The 16,731-nt window shown below is 60.5% G+C and carries 15 protein-coding genes; 12 read left to right on the top strand and 3 right to left on the bottom strand.

The genetic code is table 11. From position 1 onward, the window contains the following. Nucleotides 1-553 precede the first annotated feature (553 nt). Nucleotides 554-805 (bottom strand): DUF982 domain-containing protein, encoded by a 252-nt coding sequence (locus AC0NID_RS31650; protein ID WP_473454164.1) that lies wholly within the window; start codon nucleotides 803-805, stop codon nucleotides 554-556. A 151-nt stretch (nucleotides 806-956) separates the two neighbouring features. Between AC0NID_RS31650 and AC0NID_RS31645 the strand changes: the two genes are divergently transcribed. From AC0NID_RS31645 to AC0NID_RS31610, 8 genes are all read left to right on the top strand, one after another. Beyond that, nucleotides 957-1,301: a hypothetical protein gene (locus AC0NID_RS31645; protein WP_473454163.1), complete on the top strand. Its 345-nt coding sequence runs from the start codon at nucleotides 957-959 to the stop codon at nucleotides 1,299-1,301. Nucleotides 1,302-1,567: 266 nt separating this feature from the next. Then, nucleotides 1,568-1,924 carry an ArsR/SmtB family transcription factor gene (locus AC0NID_RS31640; RefSeq protein ID WP_473454162.1) on the top strand — a complete coding sequence of 119 codons (357 nt, stop codon included), beginning with the start codon at nucleotides 1,568-1,570 and terminating at the stop codon, nucleotides 1,922-1,924. A 406-nt stretch (nucleotides 1,925-2,330) separates the two neighbouring features. Continuing rightward, entirely contained in the window at nucleotides 2,331-2,768 is a 438-nt protein-coding gene (locus AC0NID_RS31635) for a YidB family protein (protein WP_473454161.1), read from the top strand. Between the two features lie 892 nt (nucleotides 2,769-3,660). After that, nucleotides 3,661-4,368 (top strand): carbonic anhydrase family protein, encoded by a 708-nt coding sequence (locus AC0NID_RS31630; protein WP_473454160.1) that lies wholly within the window; start codon nucleotides 3,661-3,663, stop codon nucleotides 4,366-4,368. Between the two features lie 778 nt (nucleotides 4,369-5,146). Next, nucleotides 5,147-5,800 (top strand): hypothetical protein, encoded by a 654-nt coding sequence (locus AC0NID_RS31625; protein WP_473454159.1) that lies wholly within the window; start codon nucleotides 5,147-5,149, stop codon nucleotides 5,798-5,800. Beyond that, on the top strand, nucleotides 5,797-6,192 hold the full coding sequence (locus AC0NID_RS31620; protein WP_473454158.1) for a phage holin family protein: 396 nt from the start codon (nucleotides 5,797-5,799) through the stop codon (nucleotides 6,190-6,192). Before AC0NID_RS31625 ends, AC0NID_RS31620 begins: the two co-directional genes overlap by 4 nt. Continuing rightward, nucleotides 6,189-7,064: a hypothetical protein gene (locus AC0NID_RS31615; protein WP_473454157.1), complete on the top strand. Its 876-nt coding sequence runs from the start codon at nucleotides 6,189-6,191 to the stop codon at nucleotides 7,062-7,064. The genes AC0NID_RS31620 and AC0NID_RS31615 overlap by 4 nt, the downstream gene beginning before the upstream one ends. Before the next feature lie 113 nt (nucleotides 7,065-7,177). Further along, nucleotides 7,178-8,275 carry a sensor histidine kinase gene (locus AC0NID_RS31610; protein ID WP_473454156.1) on the top strand — a complete coding sequence of 366 codons (1,098 nt, stop codon included), beginning with the start codon at nucleotides 7,178-7,180 and terminating at the stop codon, nucleotides 8,273-8,275. Between the two features lie 746 nt (nucleotides 8,276-9,021). On the opposite strand, the gene AC0NID_RS31605 is transcribed toward AC0NID_RS31610, so the two are convergent. Both AC0NID_RS31605 and AC0NID_RS31600 read right to left on the bottom strand, forming a co-directional pair. Beyond that, entirely contained in the window at nucleotides 9,022-9,411 is a 390-nt protein-coding gene (locus AC0NID_RS31605; RefSeq protein ID WP_474033377.1) for an ion channel, read from the bottom strand. A gap of 281 nt (nucleotides 9,412-9,692) precedes the next feature. Further along, nucleotides 9,693-10,943 carry an ROK family transcriptional regulator gene (locus tag AC0NID_RS31600; protein WP_473454154.1) on the bottom strand — a complete coding sequence of 417 codons (1,251 nt, stop codon included), beginning with the start codon at nucleotides 10,941-10,943 and terminating at the stop codon, nucleotides 9,693-9,695. Between the two features lie 197 nt (nucleotides 10,944-11,140). Between AC0NID_RS31600 and AC0NID_RS31595 the strand changes: the two genes are divergently transcribed. From AC0NID_RS31595 to AC0NID_RS31580, 4 genes are all read left to right on the top strand, one after another. Beyond that, the gene (locus AC0NID_RS31595; protein ID WP_473454153.1) at nucleotides 11,141-13,708 is read left to right on the top strand and encodes an ATP-binding cassette domain-containing protein; all 2,568 of its coding nucleotides are present in this window, start codon (nucleotides 11,141-11,143) and stop codon (nucleotides 13,706-13,708) included. Further along, nucleotides 13,705-14,694 carry an ABC transporter permease gene (locus AC0NID_RS31590; protein ID WP_473454152.1) on the top strand — a complete coding sequence of 330 codons (990 nt, stop codon included), beginning with the start codon at nucleotides 13,705-13,707 and terminating at the stop codon, nucleotides 14,692-14,694. Before AC0NID_RS31595 ends, AC0NID_RS31590 begins: the two co-directional genes overlap by 4 nt. A gap of 46 nt (nucleotides 14,695-14,740) precedes the next feature. Then, nucleotides 14,741-15,742, top strand: coding sequence for a rhamnose ABC transporter substrate-binding protein (locus AC0NID_RS31585; RefSeq protein WP_473454151.1), 1,002 nt, complete (start codon nucleotides 14,741-14,743; stop codon nucleotides 15,740-15,742). Nucleotides 15,743-15,829: 87 nt separating this feature from the next. Then, nucleotides 15,830-16,588, top strand: coding sequence for a glutamine amidotransferase (locus AC0NID_RS31580; protein WP_473454150.1), 759 nt, complete (start codon nucleotides 15,830-15,832; stop codon nucleotides 16,586-16,588). Nucleotides 16,589-16,731 lie beyond the last annotated feature (143 nt).

Below are 16,731 nucleotides of genomic sequence, written 5' to 3'. Positions count from 1 at the left end.
GCCCTTGCCAATTGCGAGAGCACAATGTCCAAGCGTTCGCAATAGCGGGTGGGCCTCGGCCGATAGCCTCACGCAAGCGATCTTGTGGAGACGCCGGCCCGAGCTGTCCACGTCGACACGCAGGTCGCAGCGCGCTGCCTGCCCTGGAAGTACAAGCTCGAATGCTACCGCTCGCTCGGCGGCCAGTCTTCTTCCTACGTTATGCCGTCGGCGATCTCGATGCATGGCCAGGGCGCAAAGCCTCAAGGCCCCCCTTTTTCATGGATGACAGCGACCTCACGCAAAAAGAGTCCGCCACCTCGCGAGTGACGGGCGGGCCGTGATGCCAGGAGTTTTCAGAGCGTCCACGACGATACAACACCCCATTTCCGAGTTATCAACCTCGCGCGATCAACACGCATAGCTGCCGCAGATCGCGGTCCTACGTGCCTTCTGCTGCTGGACACGTCGACGCAGCGTCTCTTCATGCGCATCAACTGGATGCTGGACAGATCAAGGCGAAGGGTCTCAGGGAGACGGGTTGGTGAAGATGGCAACGCGCAATGGCGAGATGTCAGGCACTCAGGATTTTCGCTTCCTTAGCGGCGCTGAGAAATGCGTCGCGGGCGACCTCCGGGGCACTGCCGCCACCGATGACCTTCATGCACGCCATGCGTGCCTGAATGCGGCGCCCGGTTTCTCCTACGGGCCAATCGTAAAGTAGCATTTCGGCAGCTTCGCGGGTACTCGAAACACGAACTTTTCCCGAGGGCAGCGAAACGGTCACGGGCTTTTCGAATGTGCCTTCGCGGCGGTCGCCAGTCATATACAGGTCTCCTTTCGCAATATTCACAAAACCTTACGGGCGAATCCTCCGTCTGGTTGCGTCACGATTGTCACATTGCGGGAACATTGTGTGAGGAAAGCATGCCCGAGACCAAACCAGAACCTCCCGAGATAGGGCAGCATTGCTTGCGATGGACAGACTCTATGGCGGATCGCTGAACCACCACGAACACGCGCTTCGTGCCGAGGCGTGGGAACCTGCCGCGGACTATCTGCAGCAAGCGGCGGGTCGGGCCGAGGAACGCTCGGCCTATTCCGCCGCGGTCCAGTTCCTCGAAAGCGCTCGCAAGGCGGTCGCCGCGCTGCCCCGAAATCCGAAAACTCTCGCCCAGGCGATCAATCTGCGGGTGCGGATGCGACCCGCCTACGGTGCCCTCGGGGCTACCGGAAGGCGCTGCCGCCGCTGTTGGAAGCGCGCGAACTGGCCATGGACCTGGGCGATCCGCAATTCATCTCCGATGTGTTGCTCCACCTGAGCTATCTCAACAGTTCCCACGCACTACGAGGAGGCGCTGGAACCGGCCGACACACTCAAGCGCGGTGCTTTCAGCGGCAGTGGCGCGGGTCTTATTTCCGAATCCTTGCCGCAACGCATAAGTGGCAGTGTCATTGTCATTACGTGATCGCGCACTAATGTTGGTCGACTCAAATGTGTAATTTCCGGGTGCCGGGCTCCAGTCCCGCGGGGCAGCCGGCGAGCGCTTTCAACACAGTTCCTCTTCGATTGATACAGGAGCAAGAGATGGTTTCGGAACGATTGGTTGCCAATGCCGGCTATGCGGCCGAATTTCTGGCTCTGGTCGGCAACGAGAAACGGCTGCTGATGTTATTTCATCTGGCCGAAGGTGAGTTGGCCGTTGGTGATCTTGCAATGCGCGTTGGACTAAGCCAATCCGCCTTGTCTCAACACCTGGCGAGACTGCGGCGGCTGGATATCGTAGCTCGTCGCCGCGACCGACAGAACGTCTACTATTCGTGCAAGTCCAAGCTTGCCCGCGAAATCCTCGATCTGTTGGTCGGCCTCATTGCTACGGACAAATTGCCGTCGGAGCGACTCCAAATCGACGATGAGGGGACACGCCGATCTAGGGCCGCATAAAGCGTGTGCGCAGCAATATTGCCGAAGCGAATAGGCATCACCTCGGCAATATCTCTGGCGAACGGGGCAATCCGGCGAGTTATGGTATTTTTAGTTGTCACTAATGTGACTCTTCTCGACGGGAACGCAATGCGAACGGCCAGTGCCAGACGGCACCGACCGAGCTGAACTCCTAATGTTCAGTGCTCGATACTCATCGCCGACATCACTCAGCGAGGTGTGCCAGAGCTGATCCATTCTTACCTAACCCGCCGCCTTCTTGGGTCCTTGGGGGCTTCGTCGGGATCGTCGGTCGATCAAGCGCTTCCCGATTGCCCAGACGCTCTCGACAATAGACCACCAGCAACTGCCGTGGAACCTTTCAAAGCCAAATGCTTTGTCTTTCCTTCATGGAAGGAGATGCGAAATGAGCCTCGATATCGGGAAAGTCGCCATAGCGCTGCTTGGACTGCTTGCCTACAAGAACAGGGACAAGATCGGCGAGTTGATAACCGGTAAGGACTCGACAGACCCCAACGTTAAAGCTGGGTCCTCTGGCGGGCTTGGTGAAATCCTGGACCGTCTCAGAAATGCGGGTGCGGGCGATCAGGTCGATTCTTGGGTAAGTAAAGGATCAAACCGGCCCATTAACCGCGACCAGGTTGAGAAAGCTATCGATCCGCAAACGTTGCGCGATCTGGCTGAGCAAACCGGATTGCCGCAAGACGAGCTTCTCGACCGCCTTACAAGAGAATTGCCCGACGCGGTGGACAAGCTTACCCCCGATGGTCAGATGCCCGCGAGCACCGGCCCAAATCTCCTGGACGAGATACCACGAGACGCAGTGCGATCACGGGCGCCGTAAAGCAGACGCTCGAAAGCAGCCCTGACCCCTGCGCAAAAGGGGAACAGGCTCTGTTGCATGGGTGCATCCGATCTAAGGTGCTGCAGGACAGCCGAACTTATCCTGGCGCTGTGCCGGGCTCGCAGATATCGCCATTCACCGCAGCCGCACCGGCACAGCGTGCTCTCCGGCTCGATGACCCTCCACGCGGCAGGGGGGCAGGCAAGGGGTCGCGGTCGCGCCGGCGCGTCTGGCCCTCGACCGGCCCTTGATGAGCGCCTCGGCCTCTCCTCCGGCTCTGCGCTCGCGACCGATATCCGCTATCACCGCGGGCGGGGTCATCTCGAGCCTGGCTTATGAGAAACCAAGTCCTAGAATTGCCTGCACCACGCTGATGCTCGCCGGTAGGCCCCGGCGTTGAAAGTCAAACGGATCGAGCCATCTGGCGGGGACTGAAGGCTTTGGCCGGAGTCCGCCAACCTGGTCCGCCGCAGCGAGGTCATCGATCTCACGAGGCTGGCCAGTTGCAGTTCATCGATCAGGGTCGCGGCGTTGGCCGGCAAGGGCCAGGCGCCTTGCCGCCGGGAAATCTTTCGGTCGACCACCGATAGCGGAGAGACCTTGACGTTCACACGCACGAAGTGGCCGAAAAGACGCTCCCAATAGGAGTAGACGCCGAGTGGCTCCTTCAGCGCCTCGTCGACACTCGCCTCTTCCCGTGCTCGGTCCCGTTGTCCGCTGCAGATCGGGCCGCCGCCTGATCGGGCCAGCGCCCTCCGCCAGAGGCGCGGGCTTCTTCTTTCGAACGCGGGTGGCTTTTAGTGTAAATCCTTAACCAGTAAGAAGTCCGTTCCTTGACCGAACGATTGCATCCAAGGATCATCTTGTAGTTAGCTAACTCAAGGGGGTCCCGATGCTTACTCGCCGTGTTTTCTGCGGTTGTCTGCCACTTGCCGCAGCAACCTTTGCTGCCGCCCAGGCACACGCTCAGTCGTCAGAATGCGTTGTTTACAACCGTGAGCGCCAGCAAGGCGTCAGCCCAGACGCCGCCATTGACCTTCTAAAGGCGGGGAACGAACGGTTCGTCGCGAACAAGATGGTCAATTGCGATCTCTTGGCTCAGGTGAAGGCCACATCGACCGGGCAAGCGCCCTTTGCGGCAATTGTCGGCTGCATGGATGCGCGCGTGCCGCCGGAGCTCGTATTCGATCAGCGCATCGGTGACATTTTCTGCGCCCGCATCGCCGGCAATTTCGTCAATACCGACATTATTGGCAGCCTCGAATTCGCGACTAAAGTGGCCGGCTCTCGCGCGATAGTTGTGCTGGGGCATTCCGAATGCGGCGCCATCAAGGGAGCCGTCGACAACGTTCAACTCGGAAATCTCACTGCCACCCTGGCCAATATCCGGCCCGCCGTGGACGCGACCACGAGCGACGGTGAGCGCAGTTCCAAAAATGCGCAGTTCGTTCAGGCCGTGGCGAAAATGAATGCGCAGCTCGCCGCCGAGATGCTCACTTCAAAGAGCCCGATTATGAAGGAGCTTGTTGAATCCGGGGAACTTCGCATCGTCTGGGCGATGCACGACGTGGCGACTGGGAATGTTGCCTTCTCCGGTTAAGCACGGCGTATCCGAGCAGGTGGCGCGTCGCGCTGACGGGTCGGCGACCACTACGTTGGGGAGGATGGCCGGCACCACTTGGGCGGCGGCTTGGTAGGCGCCGGCTCCATGAATGCTCTCGACAGGAGCAACTCCAAGTCCGGTGAAAATGCCTGAGCCTATTCGCATGATAAAAGGCGCGTGATCAGCAGGGCCGCGAACAGGGCCCTGTTGGACGCGCATCATCACGGCTATTGCCACATACTCGCAGCACCAGTTGATCCCATTAATCACTGAAGTGCTCTGTTGTGGGGATGAGCTGCCTGAGCGCGACAGTGAGCTTGCCGTTACGCAGACGACGGTGTGCCACGAACGCACCGACAGCAATGGAGGTGCGGAACTGTGCGAGAGATGAGGGTAGCTCCCTCGGAGCCGACCGTCAGGGGCAGGCTAGGAGCACTCCATGAACGAGGAGACACCGCGATCATCGCCGCGCCGAAGGACAACAATCCTGGTCCGGCGTCACTTCATAGTGACCCGCCTGACGCATTGGCTGAATGTGCTTTGCCTCACTCTGTCACGAGCGCACCGCCGCTAGAGGTTCGTGCGAGGCTTGCCGGCTAAGGGCGCCAAATTCAGTATCGCTAATTTAGTTTGAAATGATGGAACCTGTTTGCCCCAGGCAAGTTCGTAAGGCAATGGAGGAGATTGCCGCCATGAACAGTGTCATTTATCTCATCGGCCTTGTTGTCGTTGTGCTTGCGATCCTCTCCTTCCTCGGATTCCATTAGGAGAAACCATGCAGCGCGAAGACGACCAGGGCGGCCGCAAACCGGCCGATTTCGAAACAGCCCAAAGCGAACTGTCCGAACGGCTCCAGCACGAAACGCAGACTGCGACAGAGGTGCTAGGCGATGCTCGCGATGAACTTGTCAGGAAGGCCGGCGATTACACGTCGGAAGCCAAGGATGTGCTTGTCGACAAGGCCGAGGAGACACAGCGCAATGTCAGTGCCAACCTAAAGGCCTTCAGCGGAGCGCTGCGAGCGGCAAGCGAGCATCTGGCCAATAACGATCAGCGGACCGCTTCGAAGTTCGCCCTTGATGCCGCCGGTGGACTTGAGCGCCTTTCATCCTCGCTGAAGGACAAACCATTCGAAGATGTTCTTGGCGAGATGCGGTCGTTCGGCCGCGAAAATTCAGGGGCTCTGATTGCTGGCTCTGTGTTGGCGGGGCTGGCGTTGGGACGGTTTATCAAGAGCTCCCCGCCACCTGCCTCGACCGGAACACAGAGCCGATCGGGAACAGATCGGTCTTCCCAAACGGCTTCGAGCTCGGCAGACGCGGGATTGCGATCGGCACAGGCCTCTGACCCGACGCCGCCCCCATCCAGCCAGCGCGACGATGCCTTGGCCGGCAATGAGGGCCACGCAAGCCTGGAGCAGAACCCATGACCAACAACGGGGAAGGTCGCGGCCTTGCAACTCTCGTGAGTGATCTCGCGCAGCAGGTCACAACGCTGTTTCAAACCGAAAGTAGGCTGTTGCGGGCCGAAATGTCGGAAAAAATAAGCAAAGCCGGGGCGGGAGCGGCTGAGATTCTGGGGGGCGCCATATGCCTGCTGGCGGCCTTGATGGTGCTCTTGCAAGCACTTGTAATCGCCTTGGCGAGTGCCGGGTTAGGAGCGGGATGGTCCTCGTTGCTGGTCGGGGTCGTCGTCGCGATACTGGGAATCATTCTTTTGCGCTCTGGGACGAAAAGCATGGCTCCTTCCGAGCTGACGCCCGATCGTACACAAGACCAACTCAAGCGCGACGCGCGCGTGATCAAGGACCAAATCAGATGAGCGACAAATCCGCAGCCGAGCTCGAACGCGACGCCGAGATCGCCCGAGCCAAAGTAGCAGACACCGCCGAAACGATCCGCAGCAAGATGACACCGGGTCAATTGATCGACGAATTTACCGGGATGTTCGCCGGCGAGGGATCCGCGATGCTTGGCAATCTCAAGTCGCAAGTCAGGGACAACCCCTTGCCGCTGACGTTGATTGGGACCGGCCTGGCTTGGCTGATGCTTGGCGGCGGTACGTCGGCGCCCACCACAGCTGCCGCCACTTATCGGACAGGTACGGCTCCTGACGCTTTCTCCGACCAGGGTAGTGATGATTTCCGCCAGCGCAGCGAAGCTTCCGGAATTGGGACCATGCTCTCCGACGCTGCCGATGCGCTAACATCAGCTGCAAGCGGTACGGCCGAAGCTGCAGAAAACGCTGCAACGGACGCCAAGGAGAGGATCACGACAACCGCCGGCCAACTCGGCTCAGGCGCTAGCGAGATAGCGGCTCGGACGCGCCAATCGGCACAGGACCTCTTTGAGCGCGAACCGCTGGCTATCGCTGCAGTCGGCCTCGCTCTGGGCACTGCTATTGGAGTGATGCTGCCCCATACAGCCACAGAGGACGAGCAACTCGGCGCCTACCGCGACAATCTCGTGGACAGCGCAGAAGAAGCTTTCCAGAGAGGCCTCGAGCAAGCAAAGCAAGTTGCCGCCGAGGCCTACGAGACGGTCAAGGAAGAGGCCGATCGGCAAGCCTCGGATGGAAGTGCCGACACCCTCGTGGGCAAGGTCGGCAAAGTTGTCGAATCGACCGCGGAAAAAACCGAGGAAGCCATTCGCGATCGGTTGCCGGGGTCGTCGGACGGGTCTCCTACCACGTGAACGCGTTGCCACCAGCCCATGCGAGGGGTTTGGTCCATGGGGCCCCCTTGCAGCGGTGGCGGGCGAAGGGCCTGAATGGAAATGATTGTCCCAACCCTAAGCACAGGCCCTAGATGAAATCGGAAACAGACAAGGCCGAGGCAGTCGAGCAATTGCTCGATACTCCAGACCTTGCCAACGCGCTGGAAAGCGAGCAGTTCAAGAAATTCCTTGACCAAGTGCCGATCGCTATTGCCGTCTCGGACCTGAGCGCAAGGGAGCGTGTCGTCTATGCCAATCCGGAATTCGAAAAAGTGTCAGGCCTAACGGCGGCCCAGCTTACACGGCAAAACTGGGCAGCACTTTCCGGGTTTGGCGTCCACCAGCACAAGGGCCGACCTCTGCACGATGCCTTGGTCGACGAAACCGATTTCGTCGGTACCTACCGGCTGGAGCGCGTGGGCGACAAGCCGGCGCTTGTCGACGTTTATTCAAACATCATCGTCGACGACAGCGGCACGAACTGCTTCCGACTGGTGGCTCTGGTCGACGTGTCATCCCATGGCGAATCTGAAGAGGCGCGCTCAGTGGAGGAGCGCGTACGCGAGAAGGACACGCTGCTGCGCGAACTGCAGCACCGGGTGAAGAACAACTTGCAGATGATCACCGCGTTGATCCGTTTGGAAACGCGTAATGCGACCGAGCCCGACCAAAAAAAATTTGAGAGGCTCGCCGGGCGCGTCGACGCTTTGGCTATCCTTTACCAGACGCTGTCGGCAGACGAGCAGACGGATGAGGTCGATCTTGGCGTCTATCTCAGCCAGATTGCGTCCGCAGTGATAGGCTCGCATGCAGCTGAGGGGATCCGCCTAGACATGAAAGTGGATACATATCCGGTGTCAATCAACGTCGCCATGCCGATTGGACTGGTCGTGAATGAACTGATGACAAATGCACTCAAGCATGCCTTCCCAGGGCGTGAAAGTGGCACGATAACCTTGCGCAGCATCTCCAATGGCGACGGCTGCCTGATCATAGTTGCGGACGACGGAATTGGCCTGCCGGAAGGAGAAACATGGCCCAAGCCCGGCAAGCTCGGCGCGCTGATCGCGCGCTCGCTGACCGAGAATGCCAAAGCAGAGTTCGAAGTCACCTCTGGCGCCAGCGAAGGAACGAAGGTCACCATCGTCTTCAAGCGATCTGCGGCAGCAACTGTGACGCGACACGGCTGATGAGCCGCGATCGCACTTCATTGTCACGCCGCAGCAGCAAACTGACAATCGCATGCGGGCAAGGCTTTCATGTTGCGGGCACTCCAAGTTCACCCTCCAAAGCCCGTCCGATGGTGAGCATCGGATGCGCACTACCGATCGCAACTGGTTGGTGCTTGTAGAGGCGGCGCGATTCCCGTCGGGCTGCTCGCGGCATATTTGCTGGTTCATTTGCCTCTGCACGAGTGACGCACTTCGAGCAGGACGCGGTGCAAACGGCCCGACAGGTTTCGCTCGTCGCCGATTGACAGGCTGCAAATCTTCAAAGCCTGTCGAAATCGGCTGCAATGGCGATTTTGGAGACCTGTCACGGAGGCCACCCGCCTGGTTCCGGATCATTGTCCTACACTATTTTGATCGCGATCAGCTGTTGATAGCAATGCGATACGGGGAAATCTGCCGCCTGCTGAACCCAAATCGGCTTCTTGCCGGAATGTCTTCGCCCGCCAGGATACGTATCGCATTGCTATCGCTATGCATATTTCGGCTCTGAAAGGCGAAGTTTTGTTTCTTTCGATTTGTGCCCAACTGCGCGCACGAAGCGCCTCTGCCTTCGCTCGGTCGGGGCGTCTCGAACAATTGCCCCATGGCGTCCAGGCCACACAACGCCTTGCGCAAGGTGCAGGGAAAATATGCCCCGTCTTTCCTTCTTCATAGTTCCCGCACCGAGGCGGCAGATGTCTCCACGCGTTGGCTGCCTAGATCCTTCAGCTTTTGCGGTCTTTGCGCCAAACCTTCTCTATTGAAACGAAGGTGAATGTGGCCGACCAAGCGATCAAGACCAGGCCGTTCAAGCCCTCGATGCCAGCAGTTATTCGCATCGGACCAACAGCGTAGACCTCACCGAATCCAAGCGTCGTGTAGCATGTCAGCGAGAAATAGAAGAAGTCAGCTGCGTCCGAACCGATATCGCCCATCAATGCTCCCAATTCCGGATGGGCGTGCATCCAGGCGAATGCGATCGCATAGAGCCCAATGCCAAACAGGTGCGCGATAAAAGCAGGTATGATGAATGCGAGCAGTTCTACACGAGCAGGCAGGTTCCAGGAACGCTGCATTCTTGCGACGAGTTGGACCATCTCGAAATGCACGAGCACTGTTGAAACCATCAGGAGGGCGGAGACGGCGAGAGCAGTAGCGATTCTGAAACCTCAAACGATGGTCGCCAATCCGAGATGCGGGAGCGAGCAGCCAGTTCCTTTAAAATATTCCAGCCAAGAGTTTCATGGTTTCAGCGAGTTTGCTCTACTGTGGGAGCGGCCGCAAGGGTGGATGAACACTCCCTCAGGGCTTCGCTCGCCTCGTCCAGACCGTTCTGTTCTTTAAGGTCGCCAAACCGTTGCAAGCGGGTCGATTTACCGCGCATTCCCGATGAGCTTCAGCTTTGGCTGGCAAGTTTCAAGAGGCTACCCAGCAACATTGTTTTGTCCTTGCCGATCATCAGCACGCCGCTGTCGGGACCCAAAAGTGCCGAGAACGGCAACATGGCCGCGCCGATCGGCGAGGCCTCGGAACCGAATTGTCCCGAAACGATTTCCGGCGCCACGATGCCGATGGCGCTGACCATGTTGAACTGGGTCTGCACCCTTGCCAAGAGCTCGAGATGGATCGACCGCGGCAGGATGCTGTCAAGAACGATCGCCTCGATGTCGATGACGGAGGTGATGGCGATGATCGCCTCGACCAGCGCGTTCGCACAATCATCGATCCATTCAAACAGCGGCTCGCGCGCCCCCGGCGGCAATGGGTCCAGTTCCCGCACCCGGTTGATCTCGACGCCGCGCGACTTGAGATGATTGACCAGCACGTAGATGGAAGCCCTATGGAGCAGGCTTTGGTAGCGCGCCGGCTTGGCCGCAACCGAATCGAGGCTTGAAGGCGATACTGGCAAAGGTCCGAGGGCGGCGCTGTTGCCGTGCGGTCCGGTATGCACCTTCCCGCCCTGCACCAGCCCGCCGCCGACAAACGTGTCGATCGATATATGCATGAAGTCGCGAAACCGCGCGCCGGCGCCCTGGACGAGTTCGGCCAGCGCCGCTGATGACGCGTCGTTTTCCACGAAGACCGGGATTTTCGCCCTGATGGCGAAGAAAGTCGTCAGGTCGATTGCTTCCCAACGGCTGCCAAGATCGTGGGGGAAGCCGAGCTCCTCGCTCCAGCCGCCGAGGAAATAGGGCGAGGCGATGCCGACCCCGACGATGCTGGCATCGCCAAGCCTGGCGACCAGCTTGTCAAAATTGGCCAGCGACATGTTGCCGGCCTTGAGCACCAACTCCGGATCGGGAAAGCGATATTCGTGCGACTCGCGGGCGCGTACCTCGCCGGCGAAGTCGACGAGCACGGCTTCCAGCGCTCGCCGGCCGATCTTTATACCGACACTGTAGATTCGCTCCGGCGCAAGCCTGTAGAGGGTGGACGGTGAACCGCGCTGCCCAAACCTTTTTCCCACTTGCTTTACAAATCCGGACGACTCCAGTCCGTCGACAATGGCGGCGACCGCGGCCGGCGTCAGATTTGCAGCGCGCGCCAGGTCGGACTTGGAGGCCTCCTTCAGGCGACGGATGGCGTCAAGCACGAAGCGCTCGTTGTAATGCCGAACCTTGACGGAATTGCTGCCTTTTCCGGACAAAACTAGTGCCTTCCCATGTTATTCACCCGGAACCACTGCGTCGCTACATCTTTGAATTGCTGCGATCGAGGAACTCCAGCCGCGCCCGTGCGCGACGCGACAGTGCCCGCCAGCACCGTGGAAGTCAATTTTGCGATTGCGGTTCTGAGTGATTTAATATAGCAAATTGAAAAAAGAAGCAAAGCCTGGGAGGTGAGGTGCTGCACTTGGGCGCATATGGCGATGCCGATGCTGCGGTGAAAAGGGGCGTGGCTGCTCCCGTTGCCCTGGTTCAGGCGACAAAGGCGTTCGGCGGCACGATTGCGCTCAAGGATGCGTCCTTCGAAATGCGCTCTGGCGAGGTGCTGGCGCTGCTGGGCGAAAACGGGGCCGGCAAGAGCACCTGCGTGAAGTTGCTAGCCGGCGTGTATTCCCCTACCAGTGGACATGTCGAGGTCGATGGCAAGCCTGTGGTCTTCCACACGCCGCACGACGCCCAGGCCGCCGGCATTGCGGTTATGCACCAGCATCCCGGCCTGTTCCCCGATCTTTCGGTCGCGGAAAATATCTATCTAGGCCACATGCTCCGCGATCGCTTCGGCGGCATCGACAACGCCGCCATGCTTGCCGGCGCGCGCAAGGTGCTGGCGACTGTCGGCCTCGACGTGCCGCCCGAAACGCGGCTCGCAGCCTTGCGCACCTCCGAACAGCAACTGGTCGAGATCGCCCGCGCGCTGTCGCTCGACGCGCGTGTGCTGATCATGGACGAGCCAACGGCCGCCCTGTCGCAGCGTGAGGTGGAGCGGCTGTTCACCGTCGTTGCCGATCTGCGGCTGCATGGCGTGGCGATGATGTTCGTCGGCCACCGAATGGACGAGATCTTCCGCATCGCCGACCGCATTGCGGTGTTGCGCGACGGGCGCCTCATCGGCGTCAAGCCGAAGGCCGAGCTCGGCCGCGCAGCTGCCATCAGCATGATGGTCGGCCGAGAAGTGAGCGACCTCTATCCGGAACGGAACCACGCCACCGGCGCACTGGTGCTGGAGGCGAGGGGGCTTTCGCGCGCCGGCGGCTTTTCCAGCATCGACCTCAAACTTCACGCCGGAGAGGTGCTCGGCCTCGGCGGCCTTGTCGGCAGCGGCCGCACCGAGATCGCGCGCGTGCTGTTCGGCATCGACCAGCCCGACGCCGGCGAAATCCTGGTCGACGGCGAAGCTGTCCGCTTCGCATCGGCGCGCGACGCCATGGATGCGCGTATCGCCTATGTTTCGGAAGACCGCATGGGCCAGAGCCTGGTGATGGATTTTTCCATCCTCGACAACGCAGTGCTGCCCGTCGTCGACAAGGCAGCCCCCTCCGGCTTCTACGCCACGGACCGGGCGATAGACCTGGTTTCGGATTGGCTGAAGCGCATGAAGCTCCGGTTTTCCGGCTACGGGCAGCCGGTGAAGGAACTGTCCGGCGGCAACCAGCAGAAGGTCGTGTTGGCCAAGTGGCTGCGCACCGAGCCGCGCGTTCTCATCCTCGACGAGCCAACCCAAGGCATCGATGTCGGCACCAAGGCCGAAGTGCACGCAATGATCGCCGACCTTGCCGCGCAAGGCATGGCCATCATCCTGATCTCCTCCGAAATGCCCGAGCTGATCGGCATGTGCGACCGCATCGTCGTTCTGCGCGAAGGCCATAGGACGGCCGAGTTCGCCAGGGGCGAAGCCACCCAGGAAAAAGTTCTGGAAGCGGCCACGAAACCCAGCGAACGCATCGATCCGGCAGCGCAGGCGGAACGCGCCGCCCAAGAGGAGAAAAGAAAGGGACCGCTCGACATACTGAAACGGCGCGAGTTCGGCCTGCTCGCCGCGATGCTGGCGGTCGCGATCCCGGTCACCATAATCAACCCGCGCATGGTGAGTGCGGCAAACCTGACGGCCGTATCTACGGATGCTGCCCTGCTGGTGGTCGCAGCACTCGCTCAGATGCTGGTGCTGATCACCCGCAACATCGACCTTTCGATCGCCGCGGTGATCGGCCTTTCGGCCTACATGGCGGCCAGCATGGTTCAAGCCTATCCAGGGCTCGACATCGGTGTCGGCCTTGCGACCGCATGCGCCGTGGGTGGGGTCGCCGGGTTGCTCAACGGCCTCGTCGTCACCAGGGGAAAGATCCCAGCCATCGTCGTCACACTGGCTTCGATGTCGATCTTTCGTGGCTTCAATTCGATCTGGGCAGCTGGCGACCAGATCAGCGCCGACGAAGTCACGCAAGCCTGGCTCGACATGACCGGCCTGAAGATTGCCGGCGTGCCTTTGATCGTCGTCATCGCCATCATTATCCTGTGCGCAGGCTACCTGCTGCTCTATCGCACCGCCATCGGGCGTGAACTTTTCGCCACCGGCTCCAACCCGGACGGCGCGCGTCTCATCGGCATCCCCGTCGATCGGCGTATCCTGCTGGCCTTTGGCATGGCCGGCCTGCTCGGCGGCGTGTGCGGGGCGCTATGGGCATCCCGCTACGCCACCATCGATGCCCGGGTCGCGCTTGGTTTCGAACTCACCGTGATCGCATCGGCGGTGGTCGGTGGCGTCGCCATCCGCGGTGGTTCGGGCACGCTGCTCGGCATCATTCTGGGAGCTCTCACGCTGCTCGTCATCAAGAACGGACTGACGCTGGTGCGCGTCGACCCGCTGTGGCTACAGGGCGTCTACGGTCTGGTGATCCTGGTCGCCATCGGCATTGATACCTTCATCGTGCGGCGCGCGGAGCGGGCAAGACAGGCGAGGGCAAGATGAAAAAGTTCGCCCGCTCGATCGACTTCTGGGATCTGCTGCTGGCGACCGCTTGCCTGGCGATCTTCCTCTACGCTGCGATCTTCGTGCCGTATTTCCTCTCTGGCTTCAATCTCTCGCAACTGGCCGCCAGCGCCTCGGAAAAGGCACTGCTGATCCTGCCGATGACGCTGCTCATCATCACCCGCGAAATCGACCTGTCGATCGCGTCGGTTCTGGCGCTGGCATCAGTCGTTTTTGGCCTGCTCGTCCAGGCCGGCGTGCCGACGCTTGCTGCAATCCCGCTGACGCTCGTAGCCGGCGCCCTGCTCGGCGCCTTCAACGGCTATCTGGTCTCTGGGCTGGGACTGCAGTCCTTGGTTGTGACGCTCGGAACCATGGCGCTCTATCGAGGTATTGGCTACATCCTGCTCGGCACCGGTTCGGTTAACATCCTGCCGCCTGCGGTCGTGGATTTCGGCATCAACAACCTGCCAGGGACCCAGATACCCTGGACCATCGTGCCGTTCCTGCTGCTGGCGCCGTTGTTTGCGGTCGTGCTGCAGAAGACGCCGGCCGGCAAGCGCATCTATGCGCTGGGCGGCAGCCCCGAAGTGGCGCGCTATTCCGGTATCGACACGCGCCGGATGGTGCTGAAACTGTTCGTCGTCTCGGGCATCGTCGCCGCCATCGCCGGCATCGTCTATACCGCGCGCCTCTCCAACGCGCGCGCCAACAATGCGCTCGGCATGGAGCTCGATGTCATCACCATCGTTCTGCTCGGTGGCGTGAGCGTCTTCGGCGGCAAGGGTCGGCTGACCGGGGTCATGCTGGCCCTCGTCCTTATCGCCATCATCCGCAACGTGCTGGCGCTCAGCCAGATCGGCGGCGATGCACAGGGCATGATCATCGGCATGCTGCTGATCGGTTCTCTGCTCGTCGGCAATTACTGGCGCTCCACCCAGGAGCTGCTCAGCAGATCCCGCGCAATGCGCGAGACAAAGGGGTGATCTCGGGCCCCTTCATTCAAGCCCGAATTTTGACGGAGGAGTCACAATGAAAGCGTTTAGATCAGCCCTGCTCGCATCCGCGGTTCTGCTTGCGCCGACCTCGCTGGCCTTCAGCCAGGAATGCGCCAAGGAACCCGTAACGGTCGGTTTCCTGCCCAAGCTCGACACTGACCCCTACTTCAAAGTTGCCTTTGGAGGTGCACAGGAGGCAGCGAAGGAAATTGGCGGCACCGCCACCCAGGTCGCTCCATCGCAGGCGACTGCTGAGGCGCAGATCGAATTCATCAACAGCCTCGTGTCGCAGAAGGTCGGGGTCATCGCAATTGCCGGCAACGACGCCAATGCCGTCGCGCCTGCGCTGAAGCGCGCCGTTCAGCAGGGCGTCAGGGTGATTTCGTATGACTCCGACGTGGCCGCCGACGCCCGCGCGGTGTTTGTCAATCAGGTTAAAGGCGACAGTCTCGCCGAAATGATGCTGGAAAGTGCATTCGACCTCAGCGGCGGTGAAGGCGAATTCGCGATCCTGTCGTCGACGCCAACGGCGACCAACCAGAACGCCTGGATCGAATTCATGAAGGCGAAAATGGCTGCTGAACCGAAGTTTTCCAAAATGAAGCTGGTGCAGGTCGCCTACGGCGAAGAAAGCGAACAGATCAACCAGCAACAGGCGCTGGCGCTGGTCCAGGCCTTTCCGGACCTCAAGGTGATCATCGTCCCGGCAGGCATTGGCCTTCCGGCTGCCGCACGTGCACTCGAGGAGGCGGGCATGATCGACAAGGTCAAGCTGACCGGCCTCGCGCCGGCTACTTTGATCTCGAAATACATCAAGGACGGGGCGGCTCAGGATATCTGGTGGAACGTCACCGATCTTGGCTATCTTACCTATCAGACGGCCCAGGCACTTGCGCAGTGCAAGATCACCGGCAAGGAGGGTGAGAAATTCAAAGCTGGCAGGCTCGGCGAATATACGATTGGCGCCGGCGGCGAATTGATCCTGGGTCCAGCCAAGATCGTTACCCCCGACAATCTGGCCGAGTTCAAGTTCTGATTCTCTAGAGCTCAAGCCACGGGGAGGGCGCCGGCCTGTCCGGCGCCTTTCCTGAATTCTCTCGAATGAAAACAGTGAGGGGCGGCAATGAAGATATTGCTTGCAGGCGAAACTTTTGCGGCAATGACATCGGTCGCTATCGGCGGCGATGTGCTGACCAGTGCCACCTCGACAAATGGCGCAACAGCCTTCAACGCCGCACTGGCTGCCGAAGGCATCGCCGTCACGCAGATCGGCGGCGACCGCTGCGCGGCGGAGTTTCCCTATGACCTCGATGCGCTCGCCCAATTTCAGGCAGTGGTGATCTCCGACGTCGGCGCTCTGACATTGCTGGTCACGCCGGATGCCCGCGCCGGGCGTGTCGGCGTCAACCGCCTCGAAGTGCTGAAAACCTATGTCGAAAATGGCGGCGGTCTGATGCTGGCCGGCGGCTACATGGGCTTTCAAGGCATGTTCGCAACGGCGCGGTTCCACGACACGCCTGTCGAGGACGTGCTGCCCGTCCGCTGCCTGCCATTCTGTGATGGTATGGAGGCGCCGCAGGGCCTGCAGGCCTCCATCCTGCAGTCGTCGCATCCGATCTTCGCCGGCGTCGAGGGGCCCTTGCCGCCCATCCTCGGCATGAACAAACTGGAGTTCAGGCAGGACGGCTTGTCCGAACTTCTCGCCACCTGCCACCATCGCGGCACGGACTGGCCGCTTCTTGCCGTTCGCAACCATGGCCGCGGCCGCACGATTGCCTGGGCGACCGATATCGGGCCGCACTGGCTCTCGCAGGATTTTCTTGGCTGGCCGCTCTACGGCAGGCTGATGGCAAACATGATCCATTGGCTCGCCGACCGCTAATAGCGAGCCTGAGTACCGGTTGGATCAGTGCCGTTGCCCGGCCCTCTGACGGCCTGACGGAACATTAGTCATCTCTAACGGGTTGATGCTTGCGGCAGGTGGTGCCCACAACCGCTTGCCGAAGATCGGGCTTCCGATCGGCC

Source organism: Mesorhizobium sp. WSM4821, assembly GCF_055901555.1.
Note: the sequence above shows the minus strand (reverse complement) of the source record. Positions and strands in the feature narration are given on the sequence as shown.